This is a genomic window from Acinetobacter sp. TGL-Y2 (assembly GCF_001612555.1).
Taxonomy (GTDB): Bacteria; Pseudomonadota; Gammaproteobacteria; order Pseudomonadales; family Moraxellaceae; genus Acinetobacter.
The window spans coordinates 1825571-1849944 of the sequence record NZ_CP015110.1 but is presented as its reverse complement, the minus strand read 5'-3'; the positions used below and the strand labels follow the sequence as shown (position 1 = coordinate 1849944).

Below are 24374 nucleotides of genomic sequence, written 5' to 3'. Positions count from 1 at the left end.
AAAATAGGTTTTTATCCATGTTTATCACAACTCAAGCACCACAAGATCAACAAATATTGAGTTTAGTACCAATCTTGGCTGCTGCGAGTAAAATTCTCTTAGAAGAATACCAAAATTATTGTGCTGGGCGTGAGTTTAAAATCAATGAAAAAGACGATCATTCACCTGTCACTCAGGCTGACTTAAAGGTGAATGAGTATTTGATGTCTGAGTTAAAGCGTTTAACACCTGATATACCTGTGGTGTCTGAAGAAAGTGATTATTCAGCTCGCCATGCGTGGTTAACCTGTTGGATGCTTGATCCGCTCGACGGAACCAAGGAGTTTATTCATCAGCGAGATGAATTTACGATTAATTTAAGTTTAGTTGAAAATCATCAAACTACTTTCTCTGTGATTGTGGTGCCGACTGAGCAGGTGATGTATATCGGATATTTAACCGAACTGCCTTATAAATATTCATTCGCGGAAAAAATCTGGGAGCGTTATTGTAAGTTTAAAAGTGTGGAAACTGATGCGATTCAGGTTGGTTTAAGCCATAGCAGTAAAAACCCGAAATATCAGCATTATATTGATTATATTGAACAAGAAAATCCAGTCATTAAGCGTGAAGCAGGCAGTGCTTATAAGTTTTGTATGATGCTGGAAGGAGAAATTGATATTTACCCACGCTTTCATCCAACCTCTGAGTGGGACACAAGCTCTGGTCAAGGTTTACTTGAAAGTATTGGAGGTGGTTTGGTGAGTCTAGATGCCGTGCCATTTAGCTATAATCAGCGCGAAACCGTATTGAATGAAGGTTTTATCGCCTTTCGAGATAAAGATCTTGAGCGTATTGCCTTGGAGGCTTTGTCAAATATACCTTAATCGCATGGTGAGGCGTTTGCTACATGGTATAGTGCAAGTGATCTTTCGCGGTTTGAAATATAGTTATGAGTCTCATATTATTGCCTGACAGTATGTTGCGGGCGATTGATTTACTCCCTGATACAGCCATTCCAGTGACTTTATTTACCCGCCATTCAGTGCGTGAAATTGTTCCAGGTCAGGGGCTTGCCGGCTATGACTTACAGTTAACGGACGCTGGGCGTGATTTGGCACAGGCATGGGGGGCGTACCTGATTGGACATACAGACCGCGTAATTCAGCATTGTATCTCTAGCCCGATTCAGCGCTGTGTGGATACTGCGGCGCTAATGATTCAAGGGGCAGATGAAATATCAAAATACGAAAATACCCATCATATTGAGATTGTGGAACAAGGTTTGCTGGTTGAACCCGGAAGTTTTGTTTTGGATATTCAACAAGCTGGCCCTTTCTTTCGTGAGCAAGGCGCTTTGGGTTTTATCAATAGTTTTGTCAACAACGCATTGCCAGGCATGAAGCAGCCAATTAACGGTGTAATCGATGTACTGGAGCTGATTTTCAATACACATCCACGACATAAAAATGGCTTAAGTCTTGCCGTTAGCCATGACACAATTTTGGCAGCGATTATTGCGCTGATTTCTGGTCAGACTAAAATTCATCAAAACGATTGGCCTGAAATGATGGAAGGTTTGTTTGTATGGTTTGAAGGAGATGATTTTTTAGATTCTAAACTCAAGTGGATTTGGCGTGGTCAGCGCAATGAATTGGTGATTCGAGATTTTATAACCGCTTAATTGAGCAGAGGAGTGAGGATGCGGTCAATGTTTCATGCGGAGCTTAATATTGAGTTTAATGCTGATGCATTGAAAGGATTTGAGTGTTTTGACCATTTATTAATTTGTACAGCGAGTTTCATGCTGAATTTTAAGTATAAAAAAAAGCCCTATAAAGGGCTTCTTTTACAACGCAACTTAGTTAGCAGCTAAAGCTTTAACTTGTGCATTTAAACGGCTCTTATGACGAGCTGCTTTGTTCTTATGGATGATGCCTTTATCAGCCATACGATCGATTACAGGAACTGCAGTTTTATACGCTTCAGTTGCTGCTGCATAGTCACCAGCTGCAATAGCAGCAACAGTGCGTTTAAGATATGTACGAACCATTGAACGTAAGCTAGCGTTGTGTTTGCGTGCTTTAACGTTTTGACGAGCACGTTTTTTAGCTTGAGCAGAGTTTGCCACTCGTGCACTCCTTGAAATAGATTGGTCTGGGCGGGCTGAAATTGCATCTAATAATCTTCATCAGAAGAATTTACACCAGCCCGTAAACAAGTGCCATATTGTGATTAATTGAGTAAGCAAAGTCAAGTCTTGACATGCTTTGACAACATTTTTGATGCAGATAAAATAGGGTTAAAGCGTTAAATTATACAAATTAAAGACGGAATGATTAAAAAATGACTAACTTTATTAAAAGTGCGGTGGTAATCGGTGCAACGGGCTTAGTGGGGCGTGAGCTGTTAAAACAGCTTAATCAAATTGAAAGTTGCAACAAAATCGTTGCCATTGTTCGTCAAGAAGATCTAGAGTTAAAAAATCTGAAAAAAGTTGAACAATTGGTGATGGATGATTTTTTATTGATCAATGATCAAGATGTGCAGGGTTTTAGTCATGCATTTAGTTGTTTGGGCAGCACCCTTAAAAAGGCAGGTTCAAAAGCCAACTTTTATACTATTGATTTCGAAATGAATGCGCATTTTGCAGATTTATTCAGTGGCACGAATACGCACTATGTATTGGTAAGTGCGCATGGTGCAGATGCAGGTTCGTTATTTTTCTATAATCAGGTGAAAGGTGAGCTGGAGCAGCATTTGCAAAAATCCAGTTTGGTAACCATTTCAATACTGCGTCCATCTTTGCTCCTAGGTGAACGAAATGAGTCACGTACACTTGAAGATGCCAGTCAAAAATTGTTTAGAGGATTATCGCGTTTAGTACCCGATACTTTTAAATATAAGCCAGTGACAGCAGTTCAAGTGGCTCATACTATGGTCGAGGTGGCACAAACTCAGACTGAAAAATTTAAAATTTATGATAATTTACAGATTCAACAAAGCATATAAAAAGGAAGAACACCGTGACTGTAGCTGCATTTGTAACCTGTGATATTTTAGATGATCATCCTCAAAAAGACATTCAAGTCATGACGCCATGTTTAGATGGGCATTTCTTTAAAAGCTATGGCGCAGTTAAAAGCTTTGCAGGTGAAGTCGTGACGGTGAAATGTTTTGAAGACAATTCCCGGGTGAAAGAGTTATTGGCAACAGACGGTACAGGCAAGGTCTTGGTGGTTGATGGCGGCGGTTCTATGCGCTGTGCCTTAATGGGTGACATGATTGCAGAATCTGCGGTAAATCATCATTGGAATGGTGTCATCATTTATGGCTGTATCCGCGATGTCGATGCAATCGCAAGTCTGCAGCTGGGTGTACATGCCTTGGCGTCTATTCCACTGAAAAGTAACCGTAAAGGTGTAGGTGAAGTAGATCTGGTGTTAAAATTTGGCGGTGTCACCATTCATTCGGGTGATTTTGTTTATGCAGACAATAACGGCATTATTATCGCAAAAGAAAAATTAGCTGCTTTTTAAGCAGTCGCTTTGTAGCCGTAGAGACAATAATAACCATAAGGAGAGATTAGCGTGATGCATCAGATTAAAGTGTTACAGGCGGTTTTATCCGGTGTAACTGAAGGTGGTCGCGGTGTCACGGGAACACCGTTTCCGAAGCAGCCAGAAAAAGCATTAAAATTATACGAATTTGAAGGTTCACCTTTTTGTCGTCGAGTGCGTGAAGTGCTGACCAGCTTGAATTTGGATTACGAGGTCTATCCGTGTCCTAAAGGCGGTAGCAAATATCGTGAACAGGCACAAGCCTTAGGCGGTAAAATGCAGTTTCCGTTTTTTGTCGATGAAAATACAGGTGAGCAGCTGTATGAGACACAAAAAATTATTCATCATCTGTTTAAACATTATGGAAAAACGGGAACAACCCCTCAAAAGTATGCACATTATCCTAAGATTCCTGCGGTGGCTTTAATCGGGACCTTGGTGAACGGTGTACGAGGTGTGTATATCAATAAGCAGATTATTGATAGGCCTGCGCCTCAACATCTATTAGAGCTATGGGGGTTTGAAGCAAGTCCTTATACGCGCGTTGTACGTGGCGTACTGACAGAGCTTGAAATCCCTTTTAAATTTCACAATGTCGCTAAAGAGCGCTGGCAAGATCAAGGACCTGCATTACTGCGCTTAAAGCCGGGCAAATATATGCCTTTAGCAGGCGGTAAGCGTGAACAGGTGGTTCAAGTGATGAATCGTCAAAAGCAGGATATACAAGTGCCTTATCTGATTGATCCGAATCAAAATGTCAAAATGTTCGATTCTGCTAAAATTGTTGCGTATTTACAACAGCAGTACGGCTAAGTCGAAGTGATCAATAAAAAGCACGCATCAGGCGTGCTTTTTTATATGCATGTTTTTTGTATGATTACCTTCTTAAAATCGCCTTCTATTTAAATTCGTCTTCAAGGATTATCATATCCTCATTGTTCATCATAGAATCTAGACCATGCTCAATAAACTAATCGGACTGTTCAAATCGGATAAAGAAAGCCCAGAACAGCTGTTCTTGCGTGAGAATAATATTCAAATCGATGCAGAATTGGGTTTTATTGTCGATGGAATTGTGGTGAATGAATGGTCTGAGCGACTTGAATATTTTTCAAATCGAAAGCTGAAGCATTTCGATGATTTAAAAGAGTTGTATTTTAAAGCGATACTTATCAATGAGAAAATCGACTTGGAAATTGCCAATCAGCGTTTTGTGGCTCGACTTGGGAATACCGAAGAGAATCTGTTGGTATTAAAGCAGGTCATCTCAAAATTAAATCAGTACTATCGACTGTTCTTAAGAGAAAAATAAACAGGCTTTTGATTGATACATTCGTTTTGATTTGAGTGCGTCAGCTTTGTATGGAAATAGCATGTTTTGAAACTGATAAATAACTCAAAGCTCAAAAACATCATGTTAAGATATTGCTCATGTCATTTAGACCCAAAGCGATATTCATGTTCCAAAATGAAATTTCACAGCTCAATTTAAAACAACTTAAAAACAATGAAAAGAGATGGGTGGGGACCTTGGCAGGATCCTCCGCTGCTTTATTGTTGAAAGAAATCAGCATCAGCTCAGATCGATTATTGGTATTGGTGGCACGCAATAATCAGCATTTGGGGCAGCTGGAAAATGAGCTGGAATTTTATGGCATAAAGCCGACCATTTTCCCTGATTGGGAAATCTTGCCTTATGATCGCTTGTCTCCGCATCAAGATATCGTCTCCGAACGGTTGGCGATTTTATCCAATATGCCAAAAACAGGCGTGTTACTGCTGTCGAGTACCACTTTGGTACAACGGGTTTCGCCGACTTCATGGGTGTTGGGTGAGCATTTTGATATTAAAGTCGGTCAAAAATTCGACCTAGAACAACAAAAAATGCGTTTGGTTCAGGCTGGTTATCATCTAGTCGATACCGTCTATGATCATGGTGAGTTTGCTGTACGTGGCAGCATCATGGATATCTATGCCTCAGGTCAGGAAGCTCCAATTCGTATTGATTTATTTGATGATGAGATTGACAGCTTAAAGTTTTTCGACCCAGAGACGCAGCGCACCACCACCAAACTTGAATATTTCACCGTATTGCCTGCTAAAGAATTTCCTTTAAAAGAAGCGCGTTCTGTATTTAGAGATCGTTACGCAGAAAGCTTTCCTACGGCAAATCCGAAGAAAAATCCGATTTATCAGGATGTTTTAGAAGGGATTGCATCACCTGGTCTAGACTTTTATTTTCCATTATTTTTTAGCAAAGTAGCGATGCAAACGCAAAGTAGTATTGCTTCGTACTTACCTAGTAATTCGATTGTCATTACAGATCGTCATTTAAAAGATGAAGTAACTCATTTTTGGAAAGAAATTTATCGACGATATGAGGATCGCCGACATAACCAAGACCAGCCCTTACTGCCACCTGAAGAATTGTTTTTTTCGCAAAATCAAATTTTTGAACAACTCAATCAGTTTTCCAGAATGATTGTGTCGAGTGAAGCCTTTGATGAAAAAGCGGGTGTGATTAATCTACCTACGGCAGAATCACCACGTTTAGCGGTCGATCCAAAACATGAACGACCGTTTCATTTAGTCAAGCAGTATATTGATGCTGCAAATCATCCTGTATTATTGGTGGCTGAAAGTGCGGGGCGCCGCGAATCTTTAAAGGATTCTTTGCGTTCAAGCATGGGAGATATTCCCGTTGTTGAAAATTATCAACAATTTATCCAGCAGCAGTATTCCATTGCCATGACCAATGCGCCTTTAGAGCGAGGTGTGGTGATTGAGAATAAACTCACGGTCATTTCTGAAAATCAGCTCTATGAGCATCGTGTGGTACAGCGTCGCCGTAAACGTCAGCAAGAAGTCTCCGAAGAGTTCTTGGTGCGCAGTTTGACCGAGCTCAGTCTGGGTGCACCTGTGGTTCATATTGATTATGGTGTTGGGCGTTATGCAGGGCTTGTGACCTTGAGCATTGATGATCAAGATTATGAGTTTTTACAACTCGATTATGCAGATGCCGCCAAAGTCTATGTGCCGGTCACCAATTTACATTTGATTAGTCGTTATAGTGGTGGTGATCCAGATTTAGCACCACTGCATAAGCTGGGTACGGATGCATGGAACAAAGCCAAGCGTAAAGCTTTAGAGCAAATCCATGATGTGGCAGCAGAACTTTTGCATATTCAGGCGCGCCGTAAAGCCAAACCAGGTATTAGTTTTGAGCTGGATCATACTGCTTATATGCAATTTGCGGGCGGTTTTGCCTATGAGGAAACCTTAGATCAAGTCAATGCGATTGAAGCGACCTTACATGATATGCAACTGGCCAAGCCGATGGATCGTTTGGTGTGTGGTGATGTTGGTTTTGGTAAGACAGAAGTGGCGATGCGTGCAGCATTTCTAGCAGTGCAAAATAATAAGCAAGTGGCTGTTTTGGTGCCCACAACATTACTGGCTCAGCAGCATTTCGAGTCTTTTAAAGACCGTTTTGCAGATTGGCCCATCCGTATAGAGGTATTGTCTCGTTTTGGTACCAACAAAGCACATACCAAGGTGATTGAAGATTTAATCAACGGCAAAGTGGATATTGTCATTGGAACACATAAGATTCTACAAGAAAATGTCCAGTTTAAAAGTTTAGGACTGATGATTGTAGATGAAGAGCATCGTTTTGGTGTGCGCGATAAAGAGCGAATCAAGGCCATGCGTGCGGATGTGGATATGCTGACTCTTACAGCAACACCTATTCCACGGACTTTAAATATGGCCTTTTCGGGAATGCGTGATCTCTCGATCATTGCCACACCGCCTGCACGTCGTTTAGCGGTGAAAACCTTTGTCAATGAGCAAACTGATGCCACCATGAAAGAGGCGATTTTGCGTGAGTTGCTGCGTGGCGGTCAGGTGTATCTGTTACATAATGAAGTCGATAGCATTGAGCGCGCCGCAGAAAATATTCGAACCCTCGTACCTGAGGCTCGGGTTGCCGTTGCGCACGGTCAAATGCGCGAACGTGAACTTGAACAAATCATGCAGCAGTTTTATCACAAAGAATATAATGTACTGGTGTGTTCAACCATCATTGAAACTGGGATTGATGTGCCTAACGCTAATACGATTATTATTGAACGTGCAGACAAGTTAGGTTTGGCACAGCTGCATCAACTGCGTGGTCGTGTTGGGCGTTCACATCACCAAGCGTATGCTTATCTGATGGTGCCTTCACTCAAAACCTTAAAAGGTGATGCAGAGAAGCGTTTAGATGCGATTCAACGTGCATCGAATCTCGGTGCAGGCTTTATCTTGGCCACCGAAGATTTAGAAATTCGTGGCGCAGGCGAGCTTTTGGGGGAGCAGCAAAGTGGCTCAATGCATGCAATCGGCTATAGCCTCTATATGGAAATGTTGGAAAAGGCAACTAAAGCCATTCAGCAAGGTAAAACCCCGAACTTTGATGCACCGTTATCCCTGACCTCTGAGATCAACTTGCATATGCCGGCACTGATTCCAGATGACTATCTGGGTGATGTACATCAGCGTCTATTGTTTTATAAGCGCATTAGTAATACCGATACGCAAGAAAAACTCGATCATATTCGCATGGAACTCATCGATCGCTTTGGCATTCCACCGATACAGGTCAAACAGTTGTTTAGCGTGCATCAATTAAGGATAAAAGCAGAGCAACTGGGGATTACTAAAATTGATTTAGGTGCACATGGTGGCAATATTGAGTTTTCTCCTGATACACCTGTGCAAGCAATCAGTATTATCCAAATGATGCAGAAGCATCCGACCTTCTTCAGAATGGATGGGGGACAGCGCTTAAAAGTGATGGTGATGCTCGAAGATAATGCCAAACGAATACAATTTGCAGATGATTTATTGACTGAACTTTTAAAAGGATTAAATGGCTAAAATTTTGCCAGTTTTGAGGCCTACCTGATGAAATCAAGCCTTTTTCATTGGTTACGATGCTAGGCAGATAAAGGCTTGATTTATTTATGACAATGCTTAAAGTATCCATGCGATTTGAATCAAATCATTTAGTATTTTTTTGTGTCAAAACACGGTACTAATAATATTCAGGTCAAAACTGATGTGTTAGTATTAGCGATCAATTTAATTTTGCGTCATGTATAAATATATGTTTAGTTTGCATCCACAACTTGCTCAAGATACTTTTTTTGTCGGCGACTTTCCGCTTTCTACATGTCGTTTGATGAATGATATGCAATTTCCATGGTTGATTTTGGTACCCCGTGTACCAGGTGTAACTGAATTATATGAATTAAGCCAAGCCGACCAAGAGCAATTTTTAAGAGAATCAAGCTGGTTATCCAGTCAATTGGCTCGTGTATTCCGTGCGGATAAAATGAATGTGGCTGCGTTAGGCAATATGGTTCCACAATTGCATTTTCATCATGTCGTGCGTTATCAAAATGATTTGGCATGGCCAAAACCGGTGTGGGGCGAAGCACCTGCTGTTCCTTATAGTAATGATGTACTGGCACATATGCGTCAAACATTAATGCTTGCATTACGTGGTCAAGGAGATATGCCGTTCGATTGGCGTATGGACTAATCCCTCAAATACAGGGAAAGAATATAATAATAGCTGTGAATTGAGGTAATATGCATTGCCATTAGATCGGATATTGGACAAAGAACCAAAGCAATTTGAAGTACTCCAAAGGATCATGGGGTACCTGATGATTGCACTTTTGGTCGTGATTTATTACTTCACTTCACCCGATGCAAACTATCAGCTTTTTTATCCTATTTTTGTTGTTGTTTTAATTTTATTTACCTCACGTATTTCGCACGCTATCCAATATCGCTATGGCAGTAAGACCTTAAGGTACTGCTTTTTTGTCATTGATAGTGTGGTGGTGTCCATTGGACTTGCTGCGGTACATTTAAGTCTGTTGCTCACCTTTGTGTTTTTATTTGGGTTGGTCTTCACCGCCATTAATAACAAAATTTCGATGATGGTGGTATCTATCTCAATTTTGATCGCGATCGTTGTCTTTTACTTAAGTACCATTTTTATTTTTGGTTTTGAAGATTATTTTACTCAAACGCCGACTGAGCTTTCTGTCGTATCCTGTATTTGTGCGATTATTTTCGTCAACTTTGCCAATTATTATCAAAATCGCCGTGTAAAAAAGCTAGATATTCAGCGTCAAACTTATTTTAAAGAAATGAACCGCTATATTGAGCTGTCCAACCAGCTGAGTCGTTATGCACCGATTCAATTGTGGCAGTCGATTATGCGCGGTGAAACTGAAGCTAAGCTTGAATATAAACGAAAAAAAATCACCATTTTCTTTTCTGACATTCAAGGGTTTACAGAGCTATCAGAAACCCTCATCCCTGATGATCTTGCATTTGTACTCAATGATTATTTAAGTCATATGACTGAAATTGCCAAACAGTATGGCGGAACCATTGATAAGTTCATGGGGGATGCTATCTTGATTTTTTTTGGCGATCCAAACTCTCAAGGCGTAGAACGGGATGCGGAAAATTGCATCAATATGGCCATGGCCATGCGTCAGCAAATGAAATTTCTGCGTGAGCGTTGGGTGAAAATGGGCTATTCGGCGTTGCATGTCCGTATGGGGGTCAGTACAGGCTATTGTCACGTCGGTAACTACGGCGCGGTACACCGCATGGCATATACCATTGTTGGACGTGATGCAAACTTAGCTGCACGTTTGCAAAGTGCAGCAGATATTGATGAAATTTTGATTTCGGATGAAACCTATAAATTGGTTAAACACCATTTTCTATGTGCGCCACAAGCACCTATTGAACTCAAAGGAATTCAAGGTTCAATTAAAAGTTGGCAAGTCATGGAGAAATACGAGTCTAAGAAAAATAATCAGCAATGGTTTGATTATGAATACAAGGGCTTTCAACTGGTGTTGAACTTGGAAGAAGTTCAAAACTATGAATATGCCGAATTATTGGCTGTACTTGAAAATATGATCGAGCGAATTAAAGTTCAACAGCAACTCACCAATCATTCAGGCGTGGTTAAACTCAATTTAGAAGATGAAATTAAATAATCTTAAATAATTGAGTTAAGGTTTTTTGTTTCTTATTCGTTTAACTATAAAATGCAGACTGAAACAACAATTTTATAATAAATGAAGCATAAAAAAGGTCACATGAAGTGACCTTTTTCCCTACTTGAACTGTATTGTACTTAAACCGTATTTAGTGATTTTCTGACGCATGGTTAATCGTATATTTTGGAATTTCTACAATTAAGTCATCATTTTCAATTTTCACTTGGCAAGACAAACGCGAGTCTGGCTCTAAACCCCAAGCACGATCAAGTAAATCGGCTTCGACATCATTCATCTCATCTAAACCGTCAAAACCTTTGCGAACAATGACATGGCAAGTGGTGCATGCAGCCGACATATCGCAAGCATGTTCGATTTTAATGCCATTGTTTAAAAGACTTTGACAAAGGTTTGCACTTTGTTCAACGTCAAACTCAGCACCTTCAGGGCAAATTTGCGCATGGGGAAGAACTTTAATACGTGGCATATTCTTTACCTATTCTTTAGTTTGAGTTTGACCAATCGTCAAGCTTGGTACCTTTAAGTGCATGATCAATATGTTGATTCATACGTTTTGCAGCAAATTCATCACTATGAACTTTAAGCCCTTCAACGGCCTTTTCAATCGCATCAATGTCATCAGATTGAAGTGCGTGTTGCAGTGCATCTTTAGCAATATTTAAACGCTGCAGTTCGTGCTCAGTCAATAGTGTCGCATCGACTTTCAACGCTTGTTCTAATGCTTCAAGTTCGCGCTGTGCTTCGACTTTGGTTTCTTGAAGATGGCGCAGTGCTTTGTCTTCTGCAGCAAATGTAAAACCGTCAATCAGTAAACGTTCCATATCCACATCAGATAGGCCATAAGAAGGCTTAATATCAATTTGAGCTGAAATATTCGAGGTAGTTTCACGTGCAGAAACCGCAAGCAAACCATCGGCATCGACTTGATAAGTGACTTCAATACGCGCTTGACCAGCTATCATTGGGGGAATACCGCGCAGCACGAAACGACCCAAGCTACGGCAATGCTCAACTAGATCACGCTCACCTTGAACGACATGAATCAACATGGCCGTTTGACCATCTTGATAGGTGGTAAATTCTTGGCGACGTGCAACTGGAATGGCAGTATTACGTGAAATTAAACGTTCGACCAAACCACCCATGGTTTCAATACCGAGTGACAACGGCGTGACATCAAGTAGCAGTGATCCATCTGTACTGTTGCCAATTAATTGATTGGCAGTAATAGCAGCACCAATCGCAACCACTTCATCTGGATTGATGGTACATAAAGGTTCTTGGTTGAACACTTCAGCGACTGCATTTTTTACCGCATAAGAGCGGGTAGAACCACCAACCAAGACCACGCTTTGAATATCGCTTAATTCAAGTTTGGCATCACGTAATACGCGTTTACATACACTGATGGTTTTGTCTAAAGCGATTTTGATAATCTCTTCAAATACAGGACGCGTTAAGGTCAGTGTATGATCTAAAACTTTGAGCTGCACCGTGTCTTGTTCAGACAATGCTTCTTTGGCTTTACGAGCAGACACCATGAAATGTGCAAATTCAGCATCATCGAGCGTTTCAAGCTTTAACTGTTTTTTTGCCCATTTCACAATCAGGCGATCTAGGTCATCACCACCTAAAGCAGTATGACCACCTGTAGCTAAAACCTCAAATACACCTTGGGTAAAGCGTAAAATCGAAACGTCAAAAGTACCGCCACCTAAGTCATAAATTACATAGTTGCGGTCATTTTCAAGATTAGACACTTGATCTAGACCGTAAGCGACTGCTGCAGCTGTTGGTTCATTCAATAGACGTAATACGTTTAAGCCGGCAAGCTCTGCGGCATCACGTGTCGCTTGACGCTGTGCTTCATCAAAATAGGCAGGGACTGTAATGACAGCGCCATTGATTGGGTTTTTTAAACTGGCCTCAGCACGATTTTTTAACTGTTTTAAGATTTCAGCGGAAATCTCAACTGGTGTTTTGCGGCCTTGTGCGGTTTCAAAAGCCGGCATTTGATGATCTTCACCTACCAATGTATAGGGGTGTTGAAACTTAACGTCTGCTTTAGAGCGTCCCATAAAACGTTTAATGGAAACGATGGTGTTTTTAGGGTCAGTTGTTATAAATGGATTGGCGTCATAACCAAATTGTGTGTCTTGTTGAGCATAATGTACAACTGAAGGAAGTAACACACGACCTTGTTCGTCATTGAGCACTTTGGTTTGGCCTGAAAGTACAGTTGCCACAAGCGAATGTGTGGTGCCTAAATCAATGCCGATCGCGATACGATGTTCATGTGGCGCACTTGATTGTCCAGGTTCTGCAATTTGCAAGAGTGCCATATGTTAAGTCCCTTGAAAATAAGTCAAAAAAGTAAAATTAGAATTCATCATCTAAATCGAAATCTTCATCATCTAACATACGATCTTCGGCTTTTAAAATGTCATTCATGACTTTTACAAAGAAACGTAATTTACGAACCGTATCACGTGATTCAGGCCAGTCTTCGGCTTCAAAGTCAATTTTGAATTCACGAACTAAGCCATCAATCCACTGTTGGACTTCATGCTTAAGCGACTGAAGTTGTTCTGTTTCAACGGCTTCATCCAATTGTTCACGAATTTCTAAAGCAGATTGTAAAAACTCGAAATCACTGATGGATTGGTCTAAATGATGATCTTGTTTTTTGAGTGCCAGTAAATAGCCTGCGCGACTGTCTACATTTGATAAAACCTTAAAGGCTTGATTAATCTCACTTGATTTAATCAGAGCTTGGTTCTTATCTTCTGCCTTGTCAGGGTGATATTGTTGCTGCAATTTTAAGAAGTTGCTTTTTAAAATTGCTAAATCAATATCGAGTGCTACAGGTAAATTGAACAACTCAAAATGATTCATTGGGAGAAAATTCCAAGATAGTGATGCAATAAAACAAAGAGGTTAATAAAATTAAAACAGTGATGGACACTGTTTTAATTTGAAAAGCTGACGTGGGCTGTATTATACAGTGAAAGATTCACCACAACCACATTCGCCTTTTTTGTTGGGGTTGTTAAATTCAAAGCCTTCATTTAAACCATTTTTCACGTAGTCCATCTCCATTCCTTCAAGATAAACGAGGCTTTTGGGATCAATAAAAACCTTAACACCAAACTGTTCAAATACTTGATCGTGCGTATCGACTTCATCGACGAATTCGAGTACATAAGCCAAGCCTGAACATCCAGAAGTTTTCACACCAACGCGAATGCCTTCACCCTTACCGCGACTCAGTAAGTAATTGCTGATATGGGTTGCAGCATTTTCAGTTAAATTGATCATGAAAACTCCATCAATCATTAATTAAGGCTATTAAGCCTGAGCTTTCTTACTACGGTAATCTTCTACAGCAGCTTTAATGGCATCTTCTGCAAGTACTGAACAGTGTACTTTTACAGGAGGAAGAGCAAGTTCAGTCGCAATATCAATGTTTTTGATCGCTTGAGCTTGATCTAAAGTTTTACCTTTCAACCATTCAGTCACTAAAGAACTTGATGCAATTGCAGAACCGCAACCATAAGTTTTAAAGCGTGCTTCTTCAATAACACCGTTATCATCGACTTGGATTTGTAGACGCATAACGTCGCCACAAGCCGGTGCGCCGACCATACCTGTACCCACATTTTCGGCATTTTTATCTAAAACGCCAACATTACGAGGGTTTTCGTAATGATCAATTACTTTTTCGCTATAAGCCATGATGCGTCTCCAAAACTCGGGGTCTGCCTGATAATATTAATATTGAGGCATCTTGTTTAAAATCAATCTGATTGTTAGCAAAGATGCTCAGTGTTTTGCACGGTATTAGTGTTCAGCCCATTCAACTTTAGACAAGTCGATGCCTTCTTTGAACATATCCCAAAGCGGTGATAAATCACGTAGCTTTTGTACAGCGGCTTTGGTCACTTCAAGCACATGGTCAATGTCTTCTTCAGTGGTATATTTACCAAAGCTAAAACGAATTGAACTGTGTGCAAGTTCGTCAGATAAACCTAGAGCGCGAAGTACATAAGATGGCTCTAGTGTTGCAGAGGTACATGCTGAACCTGAAGATACAGCAGCATCTTTGAGTGCCATCATGAGCGATTCACCTTCAACAAAGTTAAAGCTCACGTTTAAATAGTTTGCAACGTTTAGCGTAGGGTGACCGTTTAGGAATACTTGTTCAAGATCTTGAACGCCATTCCAAAGCTTGTCACGCAGTATGCGAATACGTTTTTGTTCAGATTCAAGATTTTTGCCAGCAAGTTCGAACGCTTCGCCCATACCCACAATTTGATGCGTTGCAAGCGTACCAGAACGCATACCACGTTCATGACCGCCACCGTGCATTTGTGCTTTAAGACGAACGCGAGGCGAACGACGTACGAACAGTGCACCTATGCCTTTAGGACCATAAATTTTGTGTGCTGAGAAGCTCATCAAATCGACTTTCATAACAGATAAGTCAATTTCAACTTTACCCGCAGCTTGAGCAGCATCTACGTGGAAATACGTTTTATTGGCACGCGTCAATTCGCCAATCGCGGCAACATCAGTCACTGTACCAATTTCGTTGTTCACCATCATTAGTGATACAAGAATGGTGTCCGGACGAAGAGCAACTTTAACCATTTCAGGTGTAATTAAACCTGTTTTTGGCTCTGGCTCTAAATAGGTAATTTCAAAGCCTTCTTGTTCTAATTCACGACAGGTATCTAAAATTGCTTTGTGTTCAATTTTACTGGTGATGATATGCTTGCCTTTAGAACCGTAGAACTGAGCAATACCTTTAAGTGCAAGGTTATCTGACTCAGTTGCACCAGACGTCCACACAATTTCACGTGGGTCTGCCTTAATCAGATTTGCCACTTGCTCACGTGCATATTCAGCTTTTTCTTCTGCTTGCCAGCCATACGCGTGTGAACGTGATGCAGGATTACCGAACGTGCCATCAAAGGTAAGGCACTCCATCATGCGCTCTGCAACTTGAGGATCAACAGGCGTGGTTGCTGCATAATCAAGATAAATTGGACGTTTCATGTCAGATACCTGTAACCGATAAAAGGGCTGAATCAAGAGGTGCTGTCGTTTGACGAATGGCAACAGTTTGCACGTTGTCACGCGCGACTAAGTCAGCAAGAGTGATTTTAGCTAAATAATCGGCAATATGAAGGGAGAGTTCTTGCCATAAATCGTGAGTTAAGCACATTGCACCATTTTGACAGTTGCCCTTATGGTCACAACGGGTTGCATCAACCGTTTCGTTTACAGCTTGAATAATTTCTAGCACAGTAATTTCTTCAGCAATACGCGCTAAATGGTATCCACCATTTGCTCCACGAACACTAGAAACCAAACCATGACGTTTTAATTTAGCAAAAAGTTGCTCAAGGTATGCCACCGAAATGGTTTGTCGGTTGGCAATTTCTGCTAAGGTAATTGTTTGCTCGGGTGGCTGCAATGCTAAATCAAGTAAAGCAGTCACTGCGTAGCGACCGCGAGTGGTTAAGCGCATGATTCGATACACGTGTAAGGCTAGATGTATGAATTTTATGAATCCTGACTAAAATAGTCAAGTATTATTTGTGAAATCCGACTAAAGTAGTCAGGATTAATTAAAATAAGTTTAGAATTTGTTTTTATTCAAAATAATGCTAAATAAGACACAAATTATACACGATAAGTGCTAAAAAAAGAACTGCTGTTGTTGCAAAAGCAAAGTTGATTCTTTTTTGCATACGGCGTATACGATTTTTATACTGCTTTACTTCTACTTGCAGTGTGTTGATTTTTGAACGCTGTAAATCAATTTTCTCTAACAATGGCGCAATACGCTTTTTGGATGCAATCGAGCCATCATCATCTGTGTCTGTATTTGATAGCCATTGTTTCCAATCGGACAATAATTTGGGCGTAGATAAATGCAGCAACAGATCACGGAACTCATCTTTTAAAGTCACGTCACCTTCAATGCGCATTTTTTTAAGACTACGGCGGTTTGCAAAAATAAAGACTTGTATCAAATCCACTAAAGTGCTGCTAACGGTTAAGTCAATGGCTTGCTCAGGTGCTTTAAGATCAAATAACAAACCCTTGTCCGTAAATTGAACATAAAAATCAAAGTAAGGAATATAGCTGTTTATTTTTATGGTTGTTTCCTGTTCTATAAATTTTTTTGCTTGTAGGCGAACAACACGATCATGTTTAAGTACAAACGAATAAAACGTTTCTAATACAACCATGGCAATGTTAAGCAACAAACGAGTATGACCCTGTTGTTGTTGCATATCACTCATAAAAAAATCCTATTCAAGTTGCGTGTCCAATTGCAAATCAATTAAAGTGTTTCAAAAAGACAATTTAAGTTAATTTATACTGCTTTGTAGAACAGTTTTACAAAAGGTTCAAGAACAATATTTGATAATATTAAAGTATTTTATGCACGCTTAGATGCCTCAGTCTATAAAATATACAGGAGTAATGCAGTGGATCCACAGATGAATAACAATAATGAACACGAAGAAACCTTGCAAGGCGCTGCAAAAAAGCCAAGACCTCAGCGTAAATCGCATTTGGATTTTCGCAAATATACCAAGCAAATTTGGCTTGCAGGTCTTGGTGCTTTCTCTCGCGCTGAGGAAGAAGGCAATAAAATGTTTGATTCCTTGGTCAAGGTAGGCGAAGAACTTGAATCAAAAACGGTCGAATTAACCGATCAAACTGTACATAAAGTCGCTGAAAAGACCAAGGAGTCGGTCACAGATACTAAAGACAGAGTTGAGAAACTACTTGATCAGCGCGTAAGTTCATCATTAAATAGAATTGGCTTGGTGACCGCAAAAGATATTCAGTATCTTGAAGGCCTGATACTGGATCTGCATAGCAAGGTTGAGTTTTTGGTGGAACAAAATCAAAAATTAAATCAACAACGACAAAAAAAGTGATTCAAAACACTACAATTTGAGCTTTTTATCATTTTTTGCCCGTTATTTTTGTGAAAAGCAGCTGAGTAGTCTTGCGTTTGCCCCCAAAGCATTGCTATAAAGTCGTCATGGCCTTTTCAAACAACAGCCTTGGATTTTAAACAAACGATATAAGAGGACGTAATCTTCATGAATAAATCAGAATTAATCGACGCGATTGCAGAGAAAGGGGGATTGTCTAAGACTGATGCAGGTAAAGCATTGGACGCGACTATTGCTTCAATTGGTGAAGCGTTGAAAAAGGGTGATACTGTAACTTTAGTTGGTTTTGGTACATTTAGCGTTAAGGACCGTGCAGCACGTACTGGTCGTAACCCTAAAACCGGTGAAGAGCTGCAAATTAAAGCAAGCAAAGTACCAAGCTTTAAAGCAGGTAAAGGACTTAAAGATTCTGTTGCTTAATAGTCTCTTATAAAAAACGCGCCTCAATTGGCGCGTTTTTTATGAAATAATAAAAATTAACCGCATGATCTGATTCATTCAGTTTTGAATATCAGTTAGAATCCCATTGAAATAAAATATTGGAATACTTATGGAATCGTTTCGTAAACTCATTAAGGGGTGGCTCGGCAAAGTCCTACTAGTTTTATTCTTAACGCCTTTGGCTTTAGTGGGTATTGAAGGTTATTTTGGCGGCGGGAATAAAGACGGTATTGCTAAGACTGTTAATGATTTAGAAATTTCTAATAAAGACCTAGAAGTTCAAACGAAGAACTATAAAGATCAATTTTTACAAATGGTTCAAGGTGATGAGTCTTTACTCAATCAGAGTTACATCGACCAAGTGGCGATGGATAGTCTCATTGATCGTGCAGTATTGATTCAACAGGCGCAAACATTAGGGATCACTTTAAGTGATGCTCAAATTGAACAAATGATTGCGCAGCAGCCAAGTCTTCAAGTCGATGGTAAATTCGATAAAAAGACCTATGAAAATTATTTACGTTCTATTGGCATGACCAATCTATCTTTGATTAATAATATACGTCAAGATCATGCGTTAAAAATGTTGGTGTCATCTATTACAGATAACTCATTGGTGAACCCAGTGGATGTTCAGCAAATTTCAAATTTGCAATCTGAACAGCGTAGCCTTTTTATGTCTTCTGTAAAACTTGAAGATTATAAAAAATCAGTGAAAGCCACCAATCAAGAGATTGCTGACTATTACAACAAACATCAAAATCAGTTTAAGCAATTGGCATCTGTCGACGTTGACTATGTGGTGGTCACCCCAGCAATGGCAGCCAAAACTGATACAACGGTCACTGATGCTGAATTAAAGCAAGCCTATGATCAGTTCGTTGAACGTCAAAATAAAGATGCGAAAGCAGAAGTTAAGCATATTTTAATTACCGCCGATACACGTGGTGTGACAGAAGCTGAAAAGCTTGCGGGTGATGTGTATAGTAAAATTCAAGCGGGTATGACTTTTGCCGATGCTGCAAAACAATACTCTGAAGACACTGGTTCTAAAGCAACGGGTGGTGTGGTTGAAGGCTATGAAAAAGGCGTGTTTGGCGATTCATTCGACCAAGCGGTGGTAGCATCGAAGGGGCAGGTGTCAAAACCTGTAAAAACTGATTTTGGTTATCATATTATTACTGCGCAAGGTGCAACAGTCACAGTTCCAAGTTTTGAAGTTGAGAGAGAGCGCTTAAAAGCGGAAGTGATCAAATCTAAAACAGCCAATGCATATTCAGACTTGGTCAATGGTTTGAATGAATTGGTGGTAGATAGTGATGCACTTGATGTGGTTTCACAAGAATTGAAAATAGCACAAGTTCAATCACTGAAATCAGTAGGTTTGGGTACAACCAATCCAGTGCTTGCAGATCCAGCAGTAAAAGCAAAACTCTTTAACCAAGACGTGAAGAATGGTGATCGTAATGCATCATCAAATATTCAACTTGCAAATGGTAATACAGTTTGGATTAAGGTGCGTGAATATCATCCCGCTGGTGTTCAACCTTTGGACAAAGCAACCGCAAAAGTGAAAGAAAAGCTGATTAACCAAAAGGCCTATGACGTAGCAAAAGCGAAAGTTGCGACAATGCTTGCAGATTTTAAAACCTTGCCTTCACAGCAAGTATTGGCCAAACACAGTCAATCTTTTGAAAATGCTGGTGTATTTACGCGTTCACAAGGCTTAAAGCGTGAAATTGAGCGGACTGCATTTAGTCTAGCAACGCCAAAAGCGGGTATGTGGTCGGTAGGGACTGTTGCACTTCCTGACGAAATGGTGATTGTCGCTGTAGCGGATGTGAAAAAGCCAACAGCTGATTCTTTAACAGCGGAGCAAAGTCAGCAGTTAGCCAAGCTATATCAAGACTATCGCGGTAAAGAGCTATTGAAAGATTACACAGAGTATTTAAAGTCAGAAGCGAAAATCAAATAATCTAAATTTTCTCTTTTAAGTAAAAAAAAGCGCTTCGGCGCTTTTTTTTATGGGCGAAATTTGACTATCCACTGTGTTGAGTGGATAGCTGTCCATCATTTTGAATAGCTGTTTGGGTATGGATTTGTCGATACTGACTAGGTGTGAAAGCATAGTGTTTTTTAAATGCCTGACTAAACGCAGTTTCTGAGGAGTATCCAACCCTGTGTGCAATTTGTTGAATAGAGAGTTGTCCCAGCCTTAAATGTTGACTGGCGAGCCTGAGGCGGTGCTGTTGCAAGTAAGCCAAAGGGGTCTGATTGACAATGCTGTTAAACAGGAAGGCAAATTTAGAACGTGACATAAAACAGCATTCAGCCAAACTTTCCACAGACCACGCATATTCAGGTTGACTATGAATGGCTGCAAAAGCAGGGCTCAGTTCTGGGTGAGTCAATGCGCTTAGCCAGTTATTCGGATCGGATAAGTTGGTTATATAATCTCGAATACATTCAATTAGCATAATGCTAACCAAATGATCCATAATTTTATGACGACCCGGTTGTTTAAGCTGAGTTTCGCCTGCAACGAAATATAGTCCAATTCGTAGCCATTCAGGTTCTTGTGCATTCAAGGCATTTTTTATATGTAAATAGGTTGGTAAGGCTTTAATGAGTGGACTTGCCATGACGCTGTCCATGTGCGAGCGAATACTGAAAATGAGTGTTTTAGGTCTTTGATTGGTTTGACCTAAGTGAATGGCATCATCACGAAGTCCTTGAAATAATGGCGCGATATTGATCGATTCAACCAGATTATTTTCAAATTGACTTTGTACGCTATGCGCTATTCCTGAGGGAATAATCAGCATGTCACCTGAAGCTAGATGTACAAATTCTTGGTTGTTAAAATGAATATACATGTCGCCAAACAGTGCGATATGACACAGCACGGCAGACTGAGAAGGCGAGTGAAATGCCCATTCTCCTTGATTTTGCAGATAAAGGTATTCGGTTTTTTTGAGGTGAATGTCCTCTAAAACCTGACTAAGCGCATCCATGTCTAATTTTAGCTTCCCATCATTATTTTGATATTAGTCTTTTCATTTTTGAATCATATGTTTTTAAGGGTCAAAAAGCCATCCAAACATGCCAAGGACGTTAGCATAGAAAAAATGGACGCTTACGACTGTTACTGCCTCTCTAAATATTCAATTATATGAATGAAAGTACTAAAGAGGATCTTTTGCAAATGAATGCGCCCTTAAAACTACAACAGACTGATCTTTTAAATTCTACGCTCTCAGGTTTGGCATTGGACAAAAAGCGTTATCTTTGGCTGATTAGTCCTGCATTACCTGTTATTGGCTTAGGTATTTTAGCAGGTTATCATTTCGCGCCTAAACCATTCAAACTTCTTTTTGCAATGGGTGGTCCTTTGGTCTTGCATGTGATTATTCCGAGCATTGATACCCTTGTTGGTGCAGACAACAACAATCCCAATCCAGAGGAGATTAAACTGCTTGAACAAGATCCTTATTATGCGCGTCTGGTCAAATCTTTTATTCCACTACAATATGCAGCCAATATCTATGCTTGCTACTTAACTGCACGTAAAGAGACGTCACTTTTGGATAAAGTCCTACTGGGTATGTCGATGGGTGCGATTAATGGTATTGCCATCAATACAGCACATGAACTCAGCCATAAATCAGCGCGTTTGGATCATCTCTTATCGCATTTGGCATTGGTACCCTCTGGTTATAATCATTTCCGTATAGAGCACCCTTATGGACACCACAAGCGTGCAGCAACCCCAGAAGACCCAGCTTCATCTAAAATGGGTGAAAATTTTTATGAATTCTTGCCACGAACGGTCATTGGATCCTTTAAGTCCGCAGTTGAAATTGAAAGTTCGCGCTTAAAGCGTAAAGGGTTGCCATTTTGGTCTAAGCACAACGAACTGCTACAGGGCTGGTCAATGGCTGGGGTCTTCCACTCCTCGATGCTGGGTATCTTTGGAAAAGGCATTTTGCCGTATCTGGCTGTGCAATCTGCTTATAGTATTACGTTGTTTGAAATTATTAATTACATTGAGCATTATGGATTGCTCCGTCAAAAAGATGCCAACGGAAAATATGAACGTGTACTGCCTGAACATAGCTGGAATAACAACAACATTGTGACCAATTTGTTTTTATACCAATTACAGCGTCATTCTGACCATCATGCTTTCCCAACGCGTCCATTTCAGGCTTTACGCCACTTTGATGAAGCACCTGAACTGCCGAGTGGTTATGCCAGCATGTTGTTGCCTGCGTTAATTCCGGCTTGGTGGTCGAAAATCATGGATCAGCGTGTTTATGATCATTATCAAGGGGACTTGAACAAAGCCAATGTTTATCCAAAGCGCCGTGCAAAACTGTTTAAAAAATTTGGAGTGATTGATCGTATGTTGGATAAAGTGGTTAGTTAATTTTATAGATTATCGCCAACAAAAAAGAGTTTAAATTTAAGCTCTTTTTTGTTGAATACAGGTTTTTAAACATGAGTCAAAATGAAGTTTTATGGCGTTTTAAGCATCCAAATTTCACAGGCATGGCTATGACCAGTATTTCCTTGGGGAGTGTCTAAATGTAGGAAACCTAATTTCTCATAGAGTTTAACGGCTTGCCAAAGTTCTTTTGTAGTTTCCAGGTACAGCGACTTAAAACCTTTTCCTTTTGCAAATTCGGAGCATAAATTTAAAATTTGCTTAGCAAAGCCTAAATTTCGAATTTCAGCTAAAAAATACATTTTTTGAATTTCTAAGATGCTTTCATCACCTTTTAACGGTGCTAAACCGCCACCGCCAAGAATCTCCCCCAACTCATTTTCAACCACCCAGTACTGTGCATAGGTTTGATCGTAAACTACAGATAATTGATCTAAGATTGGATCTGCAACTGCAAAACCAGCTTCTGCTGCTAGACCAAATTCTTTTGAGACTTGACGGATGATATGCGCCATTTGGGCATTGTCTTGGGCTTGGATGGTTCTGATGCTGTACATAAATAGGGTATTTAAAACTAAAAAAGCTATGGCGGTTATAGCATTAAGAAGGCCAGAAACACCATAGCTATCAACTGAAAAAACTTAAGAAAGTTTCAGATCATTATTTGAGTTCACTAGAGCTTTTCCCCAGTTCACGTCGTGCAATAATCAATTGCTGAATTTGCTGTGTTCCTTCAAAAATATCCAAAATTTTCGAGTCACGCGCCCATTTTTCTAGCAGTTCATCTTCTGAATAGCCGATACTTGCAGCCAGTTCAACGCATTTCAACGTGATTTCATTACAAATGCGACCAGCTTTAGCTTTGGCAATGGATGCTTCACGTGAGTTGGGTTTTTTATTGTCAGCCATCCATGCTGCTTTTAAAGTCAACAAGCGTGCAGCTTCCCATTCGGCTTCAAGGCGATAAATTTGAGCGGCTATATTTGACGTTTGTAAATAAGGTATTGAATAATTTGGATCAAGACTGTCTTTAAAGATTTCTTGAATTCGTTCCAGTGATGCTTTGGCACAACCGACAGCCATCGCGGCAACCAATGGGCGAGTGTTATCGAAGGTTTCCATAACTCCAGCAAAACCTTTGGCAACATCAATTTCAGCATTTCCCAGTAGGTTAGCAGCAGGAACGCGACAATCAATAAAACGAATGACAGCAGTATCTGAGGCTTTAATACCCAGTTTGTGCTCCAAACGCTCAACATTCATTCCAGCTGTACCTTTTGGAACAACAAAAGACTTAATTGCAGCACGACCTAATTTCTTATCTAAGGTCGCCCAGACCACCACTGAATCAGCGCGATCGCCGCAGGTAACAAAAATCTTTTCACCATTCAAGATATAATCATCACCATCCTTGGTTGCTGTGGTGCGAATTGCAGCAGAGTCAGAACCACAACCTGGCTCTGTAATTGCCATCGCAGCCCACGTGCCTTTAAAACGTTCTAATTGCTCATCATTGGCAACAGCGGCAATAGCTGAATTACCTAAACCTTGGCGGGGCATGGTGAGTACTAAGCCTGTGTCGCCGTAACACATTTCTATAATGCTTAGCGCCGTAGACATATTTACGCCATTTTTATTGCCTTGTTCGGTATCGCCACGTTTGTTGACTGCAGCACCGGCATTCATACCGTCGCCACCTTCGTTCATACCATCAACCAATGAAGCCAACATATCTAATTCTTTCGGATAGCTATGTTCAGCTTTATCGTATTTACGTGAAATAGGGCGGAGTACATTCAAAGCGGTTTCATGTGCCTGATCGATCAACATTTTGAATTTTTTTGGATTTTCTAAATTCATGAGT

The 24374-nt window shown here is 40.3% G+C and carries 25 protein-coding genes; 13 read left to right on the top strand and 12 right to left on the bottom strand.

Features of this window, described 5'->3' with window-relative positions:
• Positions 1–17: 17 nt before the first annotated feature.
• The gene (locus AMD27_RS08820; RefSeq protein ID WP_067659165.1) at positions 18–866 is read left to right on the top strand and encodes a 3'(2'),5'-bisphosphate nucleotidase CysQ family protein; all 849 of its coding nucleotides are present in this window, start codon (positions 18–20) and stop codon (positions 864–866) included.
• Between the two features lie 65 nt (positions 867–931).
• Positions 932–1663 (top strand): histidine phosphatase family protein, encoded by a 732-nt coding sequence (locus AMD27_RS08815; RefSeq protein WP_067659162.1) that lies wholly within the window; start codon positions 932–934, stop codon positions 1661–1663.
• A 177-nt stretch (positions 1664–1840) separates the two neighbouring features.
• Here the strand turns inward: AMD27_RS08815 and rpsT are convergent, their stop codons facing one another.
• Positions 1841–2110 (bottom strand): 30S ribosomal protein S20, encoded by a 270-nt coding sequence (gene rpsT / locus AMD27_RS08810; protein ID WP_067659159.1) that lies wholly within the window; start codon positions 2108–2110, stop codon positions 1841–1843.
• Between the two features lie 215 nt (positions 2111–2325).
• On the opposite strand from rpsT, the gene AMD27_RS08805 reads away from it, so the two are divergent.
• The 7 genes from AMD27_RS08805 to AMD27_RS08775 all read left to right on the top strand — a co-directional run bounded on the left by AMD27_RS08805 (position 2326) and on the right by AMD27_RS08775 (position 10615).
• Positions 2326–2991 carry a nucleoside-diphosphate sugar epimerase gene (locus AMD27_RS08805; RefSeq protein ID WP_067659156.1) on the top strand — a complete coding sequence of 222 codons (666 nt, stop codon included), beginning with the start codon at positions 2326–2328 and terminating at the stop codon, positions 2989–2991.
• Positions 2992–3005: 14 nt separating this feature from the next.
• On the top strand, positions 3006–3518 hold the full coding sequence (rraA, locus tag AMD27_RS08800; protein WP_067659154.1) for a ribonuclease E activity regulator RraA: 513 nt from the start codon (positions 3006–3008) through the stop codon (positions 3516–3518).
• A gap of 54 nt (positions 3519–3572) precedes the next feature.
• Positions 3573–4352 (top strand): glutathione S-transferase N-terminal domain-containing protein, encoded by a 780-nt coding sequence (locus AMD27_RS08795; RefSeq protein WP_067659151.1) that lies wholly within the window; start codon positions 3573–3575, stop codon positions 4350–4352.
• Positions 4353–4497: 145 nt separating this feature from the next.
• Positions 4498–4851 carry a hypothetical protein gene (locus AMD27_RS08790; protein ID WP_067659148.1) on the top strand — a complete coding sequence of 118 codons (354 nt, stop codon included), beginning with the start codon at positions 4498–4500 and terminating at the stop codon, positions 4849–4851.
• Positions 4852–4997: 146 nt separating this feature from the next.
• Positions 4998–8459: a transcription-repair coupling factor gene (gene mfd / locus AMD27_RS08785; protein ID WP_067659145.1), complete on the top strand. Its 3462-nt coding sequence runs from the start codon at positions 4998–5000 to the stop codon at positions 8457–8459.
• A gap of 229 nt (positions 8460–8688) precedes the next feature.
• The gene (locus AMD27_RS08780) at positions 8689–9126 is read left to right on the top strand and encodes an HIT domain-containing protein (protein ID WP_067659141.1); all 438 of its coding nucleotides are present in this window, start codon (positions 8689–8691) and stop codon (positions 9124–9126) included.
• A 55-nt stretch (positions 9127–9181) separates the two neighbouring features.
• Positions 9182–10615, top strand: coding sequence for an adenylate/guanylate cyclase domain-containing protein (locus AMD27_RS08775; protein WP_067659138.1), 1434 nt, complete (start codon positions 9182–9184; stop codon positions 10613–10615).
• Between the two features lie 151 nt (positions 10616–10766).
• Here AMD27_RS08775 and fdx read toward each other — a convergent pair whose 3' ends face one another.
• The 8 genes from fdx to AMD27_RS08735 all read right to left on the bottom strand — a co-directional run bounded on the left by fdx (position 10767) and on the right by AMD27_RS08735 (position 16953).
• Positions 10767–11105, bottom strand: a complete 339-nt coding sequence (fdx, locus tag AMD27_RS08770) for an ISC system 2Fe-2S type ferredoxin (RefSeq protein ID WP_067659134.1) — start codon at positions 11103–11105, stop codon at positions 10767–10769.
• A 16-nt stretch (positions 11106–11121) separates the two neighbouring features.
• Positions 11122–12981 (bottom strand): Fe-S protein assembly chaperone HscA, encoded by a 1860-nt coding sequence (hscA, locus tag AMD27_RS08765; RefSeq protein ID WP_067659131.1) that lies wholly within the window; start codon positions 12979–12981, stop codon positions 11122–11124.
• 37 nt (positions 12982–13018) lie between these two features.
• Positions 13019–13534, bottom strand: a complete 516-nt coding sequence (gene hscB, locus AMD27_RS08760) for a Fe-S protein assembly co-chaperone HscB (protein WP_067659128.1) — start codon at positions 13532–13534, stop codon at positions 13019–13021.
• 102 nt (positions 13535–13636) lie between these two features.
• On the bottom strand, positions 13637–13957 hold the full coding sequence (gene iscA, locus AMD27_RS08755) for an iron-sulfur cluster assembly protein IscA (RefSeq protein ID WP_067659125.1): 321 nt from the start codon (positions 13955–13957) through the stop codon (positions 13637–13639).
• Between the two features lie 30 nt (positions 13958–13987).
• Positions 13988–14374, bottom strand: a complete 387-nt coding sequence (gene iscU / locus AMD27_RS08750) for a Fe-S cluster assembly scaffold IscU (protein WP_067659122.1) — start codon at positions 14372–14374, stop codon at positions 13988–13990.
• A gap of 105 nt (positions 14375–14479) precedes the next feature.
• Positions 14480–15697 (bottom strand): IscS subfamily cysteine desulfurase, encoded by a 1218-nt coding sequence (locus tag AMD27_RS08745; protein ID WP_067659119.1) that lies wholly within the window; start codon positions 15695–15697, stop codon positions 14480–14482.
• 1 nt (position 15698) lies between these two features.
• Positions 15699–16172: an Rrf2 family transcriptional regulator gene (locus AMD27_RS08740; RefSeq protein WP_067659116.1), complete on the bottom strand. Its 474-nt coding sequence runs from the start codon at positions 16170–16172 to the stop codon at positions 15699–15701.
• Between the two features lie 139 nt (positions 16173–16311).
• Entirely contained in the window at positions 16312–16953 is a 642-nt protein-coding gene (locus tag AMD27_RS08735; RefSeq protein WP_067659113.1) for a hypothetical protein, read from the bottom strand.
• A 201-nt stretch (positions 16954–17154) separates the two neighbouring features.
• On the opposite strand from AMD27_RS08735, the gene AMD27_RS08730 reads away from it, so the two are divergent.
• From AMD27_RS08730 to AMD27_RS08720, 3 genes are all read left to right on the top strand, one after another.
• Entirely contained in the window at positions 17155–17601 is a 447-nt protein-coding gene (locus AMD27_RS08730) for a phasin family protein (RefSeq protein ID WP_067659110.1), read from the top strand.
• A gap of 168 nt (positions 17602–17769) precedes the next feature.
• Positions 17770–18042: an HU family DNA-binding protein gene (locus tag AMD27_RS08725; protein ID WP_067659107.1), complete on the top strand. Its 273-nt coding sequence runs from the start codon at positions 17770–17772 to the stop codon at positions 18040–18042.
• Positions 18043–18172: 130 nt separating this feature from the next.
• A complete protein-coding gene (locus AMD27_RS08720; protein ID WP_067659104.1) occupies positions 18173–20038 on the top strand; it encodes a SurA N-terminal domain-containing protein in 1866 nt (621 codons plus the stop codon).
• Positions 20039–20102: 64 nt separating this feature from the next.
• On the opposite strand, the gene AMD27_RS08715 is transcribed toward AMD27_RS08720, so the two are convergent.
• Positions 20103–21077: an AraC family transcriptional regulator gene (locus AMD27_RS08715; protein WP_067659100.1), complete on the bottom strand. Its 975-nt coding sequence runs from the start codon at positions 21075–21077 to the stop codon at positions 20103–20105.
• Positions 21078–21268: 191 nt separating this feature from the next.
• On the opposite strand from AMD27_RS08715, the gene AMD27_RS08710 reads away from it, so the two are divergent.
• Positions 21269–22492: an alkane 1-monooxygenase gene (locus tag AMD27_RS08710; protein WP_067659095.1), complete on the top strand. Its 1224-nt coding sequence runs from the start codon at positions 21269–21271 to the stop codon at positions 22490–22492.
• A gap of 89 nt (positions 22493–22581) precedes the next feature.
• Here the strand turns inward: AMD27_RS08710 and AMD27_RS08705 are convergent, their stop codons facing one another.
• Together AMD27_RS08705 and AMD27_RS08700 are read right to left on the bottom strand one after the other, a co-directional pair.
• Entirely contained in the window at positions 22582–23067 is a 486-nt protein-coding gene (locus AMD27_RS08705; RefSeq protein ID WP_067659092.1) for a GNAT family N-acetyltransferase, read from the bottom strand.
• 103 nt (positions 23068–23170) lie between these two features.
• Complete coding sequence (locus AMD27_RS08700) at positions 23171–24370, bottom strand: acyl-CoA dehydrogenase family protein (RefSeq protein WP_067659089.1); 1200 nt, start codon at positions 24368–24370, stop codon at positions 23171–23173.
• Positions 24371–24374 lie beyond the last annotated feature (4 nt).

Excerpts from the sequence above, each read along its gene's own strand:
- AMD27_RS08820 (WP_067659165.1), top strand. The coding sequence starts at position 18 with ATGTTTATCACAACTCAAGCACCACAAGATCAACAAATATTGAGTTTA.
- AMD27_RS08815 (WP_067659162.1), top strand. The coding sequence starts at position 932 with ATGAGTCTCATATTATTGCCTGACAGTATGTTGCGGGCGATTGATTTA.
- AMD27_RS08805 (WP_067659156.1), top strand. The coding sequence starts at position 2,326 with ATGACTAACTTTATTAAAAGTGCGGTGGTAATCGGTGCAACGGGCTTA.
- AMD27_RS08795 (WP_067659151.1), top strand. The coding sequence starts at position 3,573 with ATGCATCAGATTAAAGTGTTACAGGCGGTTTTATCCGGTGTAACTGAA.
- AMD27_RS08790 (WP_067659148.1), top strand. The coding sequence starts at position 4,498 with ATGCTCAATAAACTAATCGGACTGTTCAAATCGGATAAAGAAAGCCCA.
- mfd (WP_067659145.1), top strand. The coding sequence starts at position 4,998 with ATGTTCCAAAATGAAATTTCACAGCTCAATTTAAAACAACTTAAAAAC.
- AMD27_RS08780 (WP_067659141.1), top strand. The coding sequence starts at position 8,689 with ATGTTTAGTTTGCATCCACAACTTGCTCAAGATACTTTTTTTGTCGGC.
- fdx (WP_067659134.1), bottom strand. The coding sequence starts at position 11,105 with ATGCCACGTATTAAAGTTCTTCCCCATGCGCAAATTTGCCCTGAAGGT.
- hscA (WP_067659131.1), bottom strand. The coding sequence starts at position 12,981 with ATGGCACTCTTGCAAATTGCAGAACCTGGACAATCAAGTGCGCCACAT.
- hscB (WP_067659128.1), bottom strand. The coding sequence starts at position 13,534 with ATGAATCATTTTGAGTTGTTCAATTTACCTGTAGCACTCGATATTGAT.
- iscA (WP_067659125.1), bottom strand. The coding sequence starts at position 13,957 with ATGATCAATTTAACTGAAAATGCTGCAACCCATATCAGCAATTACTTA.
- iscU (WP_067659122.1), bottom strand. The coding sequence starts at position 14,374 with ATGGCTTATAGCGAAAAAGTAATTGATCATTACGAAAACCCTCGTAAT.
- AMD27_RS08745 (WP_067659119.1), bottom strand. The coding sequence starts at position 15,697 with ATGAAACGTCCAATTTATCTTGATTATGCAGCAACCACGCCTGTTGAT.
- AMD27_RS08740 (WP_067659116.1), bottom strand. The coding sequence starts at position 16,172 with ATGCGCTTAACCACTCGCGGTCGCTACGCAGTGACTGCTTTACTTGAT.
- AMD27_RS08735 (WP_067659113.1), bottom strand. The coding sequence starts at position 16,953 with ATGAGTGATATGCAACAACAACAGGGTCATACTCGTTTGTTGCTTAAC.
- AMD27_RS08730 (WP_067659110.1), top strand. The coding sequence starts at position 17,155 with ATGAATAACAATAATGAACACGAAGAAACCTTGCAAGGCGCTGCAAAA.
- AMD27_RS08725 (WP_067659107.1), top strand. The coding sequence starts at position 17,770 with ATGAATAAATCAGAATTAATCGACGCGATTGCAGAGAAAGGGGGATTG.
- AMD27_RS08720 (WP_067659104.1), top strand. The coding sequence starts at position 18,173 with ATGGAATCGTTTCGTAAACTCATTAAGGGGTGGCTCGGCAAAGTCCTA.
- AMD27_RS08715 (WP_067659100.1), bottom strand. The coding sequence starts at position 21,077 with ATGGATGCGCTTAGTCAGGTTTTAGAGGACATTCACCTCAAAAAAACC.
- AMD27_RS08710 (WP_067659095.1), top strand. The coding sequence starts at position 21,269 with ATGAATGCGCCCTTAAAACTACAACAGACTGATCTTTTAAATTCTACG.
- AMD27_RS08705 (WP_067659092.1), bottom strand. The coding sequence starts at position 23,067 with ATGTACAGCATCAGAACCATCCAAGCCCAAGACAATGCCCAAATGGCG.
- AMD27_RS08700 (WP_067659089.1), bottom strand. The coding sequence starts at position 24,370 with ATGAATTTAGAAAATCCAAAAAAATTCAAAATGTTGATCGATCAGGCA.